At 71.5% G+C, this 4,550-nt stretch carries 6 protein-coding genes; 2 read left to right on the top strand and 4 right to left on the bottom strand.

All coding sequences use genetic code 11. The features are described from left to right. A partial coding sequence (locus AB0Q99_RS34165) for a hypothetical protein (RefSeq protein WP_363578145.1) occupies positions 1 to 183 on the top strand: 183 nt, incomplete at its 5' end. Between the two features lie 8 nt (positions 184 to 191). Here AB0Q99_RS34165 and AB0Q99_RS34160 read toward each other — a convergent pair. Beyond that, positions 192 to 575 carry a hypothetical protein gene (locus AB0Q99_RS34160; protein WP_363578143.1) on the bottom strand — a complete coding sequence of 128 codons (384 nt, stop codon included), beginning with the start codon at positions 573 to 575 and terminating at the stop codon, positions 192 to 194. 156 nt (positions 576 to 731) lie between these two features. Between AB0Q99_RS34160 and AB0Q99_RS34155 the strand changes: the two genes are divergently transcribed. Then, a complete protein-coding gene (locus AB0Q99_RS34155) occupies positions 732 to 2,102 on the top strand; it encodes a M64 family metallopeptidase (RefSeq protein WP_363578141.1) in 1,371 nt (456 codons plus the stop codon). Positions 2,103 to 2,170: 68 nt separating this feature from the next. Here AB0Q99_RS34155 and AB0Q99_RS34150 read toward each other — a convergent pair whose 3' ends face one another. From AB0Q99_RS34150 to AB0Q99_RS34140, 3 genes are all read right to left on the bottom strand, one after another. After that, a complete protein-coding gene (locus AB0Q99_RS34150) occupies positions 2,171 to 2,494 on the bottom strand; it encodes a hypothetical protein (RefSeq protein ID WP_363578139.1) in 324 nt (107 codons plus the stop codon). 370 nt (positions 2,495 to 2,864) lie between these two features. Continuing rightward, positions 2,865 to 3,401, bottom strand: a complete 537-nt coding sequence (locus AB0Q99_RS34145; protein ID WP_363578137.1) for an anthrone oxygenase family protein — start codon at positions 3,399 to 3,401, stop codon at positions 2,865 to 2,867. A gap of 319 nt (positions 3,402 to 3,720) precedes the next feature. After that, complete coding sequence (locus AB0Q99_RS34140) at positions 3,721 to 4,368, bottom strand: hemerythrin domain-containing protein (RefSeq protein ID WP_363578135.1); 648 nt, start codon at positions 4,366 to 4,368, stop codon at positions 3,721 to 3,723. Between the last annotated feature and the right edge of the window lie 182 nt (positions 4,369 to 4,550).

Genomic DNA, 4,550 nt, shown 5'->3' with positions numbered 1-4,550 from the left:
TCACCACCAAACACACCACCGCCACCCAACACGCCCTCACCAACCTCCACCACCACCTCACCAACAACCACCAATAAACAACAGAACAAACAGAACAACAGAAACAACAAAGAAAACACGAAAGAGCCGGGCATCACCGCCGTCAGTTGTACGGGCGGTGCTCCCGGCTCATCGCGTGGATGAACGAATGCTCAGCAGAAACGGCCAGGGCAGAGCGATTCGATCCAGGACGCGAAATCCTCGGACTCGACCTCGAAGTCCTCAGGTCCCAGATCACCGAGGTCCGACGAATAGACGACGGGGCAGCCGTCCTCGGCGCGCAGGAGAAAACCGCGACCCCCGCTGCCGTCACCGATGAGAACAAAACCCGGTGCGTACTGCGCGACTTCGTAGGTGGCGTTGCGTTCGCCGATGCACCCGGCCGAATAGACGGTTACACCGGCATCGGTCATCAGGCCGTCCGTCACCCTCCACAGTGCCAGCAACGGGACTGGAAGGCTCAGCTCGATCCCTCCCCGAGCGCGCGCCACATCGGCCGGCGTGGCGGCTGCCGAACCGGGAATCGACTCCGTCATGCCGCCGCCGCTCCTCCACCTGATCGCCGCACTCACCCTACGGCCGCGCCAGCAGACGATGCACCCGTGACCCCATCGCCTCCACTGCGTGGTTGTCAGGTTCTCGACATGGGAAGGAGGCAGGCCACGGACCGCTCACCAGGGAGGACACCACCCGTGCCCCGCATCGACGCCCGAACCACCGGAACCGCCCGAACCACCAGAACCGCCACCGTCCTACTCACCGCCGCCCTCACCGCCGCTCTCCTCGGCTCCGCCTCCTCCCCCGCCTGGAGCGCGCCGGCCGACAGCGCACCGGCCGGCAGCACGCCGCCCGTCGCGGCTCCCACCCGCCCGGTGGAGGCCTTCGCCGAGGACGGCAGCATCTCCCGCGCCCAGGCCCCGGCCATTTCCCCCTTCGTCGCCGCGCCGGCCCAGGGCGTGGCCCCGGTACGGGGTGATGGCGACGTGACGCCGCTGGTCCGCAGCGGCGATCCGGCGACCAAGCTGGACGTCGTGGTGATCGGCGACGGCTACACCGCGCAGGAGCAGCAGAAGTTCCTCACCGACGCGGCCGAGAAGTGGCGCGAGGTGACCGCCGTCGAGCCGTACGCCACCTACCACGGGCTGTTCAACGTGTGGGCGGTGGCCGCCGTTTCACCGGAGTCGGGGGTGACCGGGGATCCGGACCAGGCGACGGTGCGGCACACCGCGCTGGGCTCGTACTTCTGGTGCGACGGCGTGGAGCGGCTGCTCTGCGTGGACGAGAAGGCGGTCGAGGGGTACGCCTCGAAGGCCCCACAGGCGGACCTGGTGCTCGTGGTGGCCAACAGCGCCAAGTACGGCGGCGCCGGCTACAACGACGTCAAGTCCCCGCTGGGCTACGAGGGCATCGCCACGGTGGCGGGCGGGAACGCCCGGTCCGGGCAGATCGCGGTGCACGAGACCGGGCACTCGCTGGGCAAGCTCGCCGACGAGTACGCCTACGACGGCCAGGGGACCTACCAGGGCGACGAGCCGGCCGAGGCCAACATCAGCACCCTGACCGCCGACCGGATGCGGCAGCAGGCCAGCAAGTGGTCCCGCTGGCTCGGGCAGGCCTCGCCGGACGGCGGGACGGTCGGCACGTACGAGGGCGGTGGCTACTACCCGACCGGGCTGTACCGTCCGACCGAGAACTCGATCATGCGCTCGCTCGGACGGGAGTTCAACCTGCCGGGGCGCGAGGCCATGATCGCCGGCTTCTACCGCCACGCCACCCCGCTCACCAGCCCCACCGCCGAGGGCAGTTGGCTCACCGCCTCCGACCACCTGACCGTTGACCTGCCGGTGCCCGGCACCCGACTGCGCTGGTTCCTGGACGGGCGCGAGCTGGACCGGTTCCGCGGCCTTACCGCGCTGGATCTCTCCGACCTCAAGCTGACCGGCCCCCGGACCCGGCCGCACGTCCTCACCGCCGTCGCCACCGACCCCACCCCGGCCGTGGCGGATCCGGCGCTGCGCGCGAACCTGACCGCGAGCCTGTTCTGGCTGGTGACGCGCCGGTAGCCCTGACCCCGCTGGCAGCCCTGGCGCCGTGACCGCCCGCCTCCCGACGGGTGGTCACGGCCCCGCCCTCACCTCGGACGGCGTTGCGGCGGCACCTCCGGCGGACGGCGGCGCAACGGCGCCAGCTCGCGTTCCAGGGTGCGGACGTCCAACGCGATCCGGCCCGCGATCTCGCGCGGTCCGGTGCCGGCCGGCAGTCGGCGCGACCAGGAACGGGGTTTGGCCGGTCCGTCCTGGACCATGTGGAAGTTGAGCCTGACCACGTCGGCGACGTCGACCAGGCTCACCAGGATGCGGGTGTCGGCGAGGTCGATGCTCACCTCGTTCCCGATGCACGAGCAGGCCACCAGGCCTTCGATGTCCTCTTCGGCCAGGTACCTGGCCAGGGGCACCGCCCTCCCCCGGACCAGAAACGGACGATCCACCGGACTCATCGGACCCGCCTCCTCCCCAGCACGCGTACGGCACCGCGGCCGCGGCGCAAGCGCGCCGCAACAGACCGGGCCCGCCCATGCTCCACCACATCCATGCCGGGCGCCAACTCGGTGCGTCACCAAGTGATTTGGGCGAAGTCACCGACCCGGCGCACCGGCGCACGCTCCGGCGCATCCGGCCCCGCCACCGCCATTGCCACTGCCACCGCCCGCCCCCGGGCCCGGGACGCACGCGAAAGTGCCCGTCCGCGCGTGGCGGACGGGCACCTGCGGCCGTGCGGACGGGCCTCGGCGGCGGCTCTTCAGCGGCCGGGCCTCACCGGACGGGTCAGCGGCCGAAGCGGCTGGACCGGCCGTGCAGCACCAGCGAGCGGCTCAGCGCCAGCAGACCGCCCGTGCACAGCGCGGTGCGGAGCATGTTGGCCGACACCCAGGTGTCGGCGAACTTCGCCCGCACGGCGGCGAAGTCGGTGATCTGCGACGGGTCACCGGCGGCCGCCAGCTGGTTGTTCAGCGGGATGTTGACACCCATCGTCACCATCAGCGCCACCACGTACAGCACCGTCGCCGCCGCCGCCCACAACGCCGCCTGCCGCCGACCCGCCTTGTGCTGCAGCCACGCCGCAATGCCCGTCGCCGCGAAGGCGCCGACGAACACCAGGCCGAACATCCCGTTCTCGATCGACTTGTTGATGTGCTGCATCGCCGTCACGTACGTCCGGTCGTCACCCGCCGCCAGGCCCGGCATCACCGACACGTCGAAAGCGAAGAACAACCCCGCCATCAACCCCATCGCGACGGTGGCACCCGCCAGCAGCGGCCCGGCCGCCTTGCTCTCTCCGACCGCCTGCACCGAACTCCCCATTCCCACGCCTCCGATGGCCGACGGCGCGGAGTACGACAGCGGACCCGCAGTCTGATCCGAACGCATCTCAGGACCCCTTCACTCTCCCGGCCCGCGGACTGCGGTGCCGACGAACGTGCTGCACACGACACCGCCCACCGTGCGGTGCGCCGCGCAACGAAAGCGCGACGGCCGGCACCCCGGCCCGCAGGACGGCGTGTGCCGCGTCCTGCGATGCAGCGACCGGCTGCCCGGCCGGCTGCCCGGCTGGCCGGCTTCCCCACCGACCGGCCGGCCGGCTTCCCGACCGACCGATTTCTCAACTGCCCGGCTGTCCGGCTCAGAGCACCGGCGTCAGGCCGCGCCGGTACCGCCGCTCCAGCACCGTCCGCCCGATCAGCCGCACCGGGGCCGGGATGGTCGCCGACACCGCCCGGACGGAGACGGCGTCCGCGCCGTCGAACATCCAGGGCTGCAGGTAGGTCATCACCTGAGTCGGCGCGCTCTGGATGATCCGGCGCTCCACCCGCAGGTACTCGTCCACCGGCAGGCCGGCCAGCGCCGGGAACACCACCGGTTCCTCGTGTCCCAGGTGCTTGCGCACCAGGGTCTCGAACGCCTCTGCGGCCTGGGGCAGTTCGGCGCGCAGGCCGGAGCCGAGCACCCCCGCCACCCGCCGCATCGACCGGTCCAGCGCCTCGTGGTCCTCCTCCAGGACCCCGCCACCGTCGAAGCCGGCCACCTGGCCACGCAGGTACGGCCAGAGGATCTCGTCCTCGCTGTGGTGGTGCCAGTCGATCACCGCGCGCAGCCGCCCGAACCACTCCGCCAGCTCCGCCGTGGAACCCGATGAGCCCCGCGCGGCGACGGCGCTCAGCCGCGCCGCGTCGCGGCGCATCGCCACGTGCATCAGGCCGAAGCCCTTGATGTGGCCGGGCAGTGCGCCGATGCCCCGCTCGCTCGACCAGACCGTTGTGCCGTCCGACATGACCAGACCTCCAGAGTCCGTTCAGGTTCCCTTCCAACGCCCGCCCGGGGGTGGCCGGTTGGGGCCACCCGGGACGAGCCGGCTCATACGTTCCACACGCCGGAGGCCGCGGCCTCCCGCGCGTACTCCGCGAAGTCCCTCGGCTCACGACCCAACGCCCGCCGCACCCCATCACCCAACGA

This window comes from Kitasatospora sp. NPDC086791 (assembly GCF_040685975.1).
In the GTDB taxonomy this organism is placed as follows: domain Bacteria; phylum Actinomycetota; class Actinomycetes; order Streptomycetales; family Streptomycetaceae; genus Kitasatospora.
This window is presented reverse-complemented; position numbering and strand designations above follow the sequence as displayed.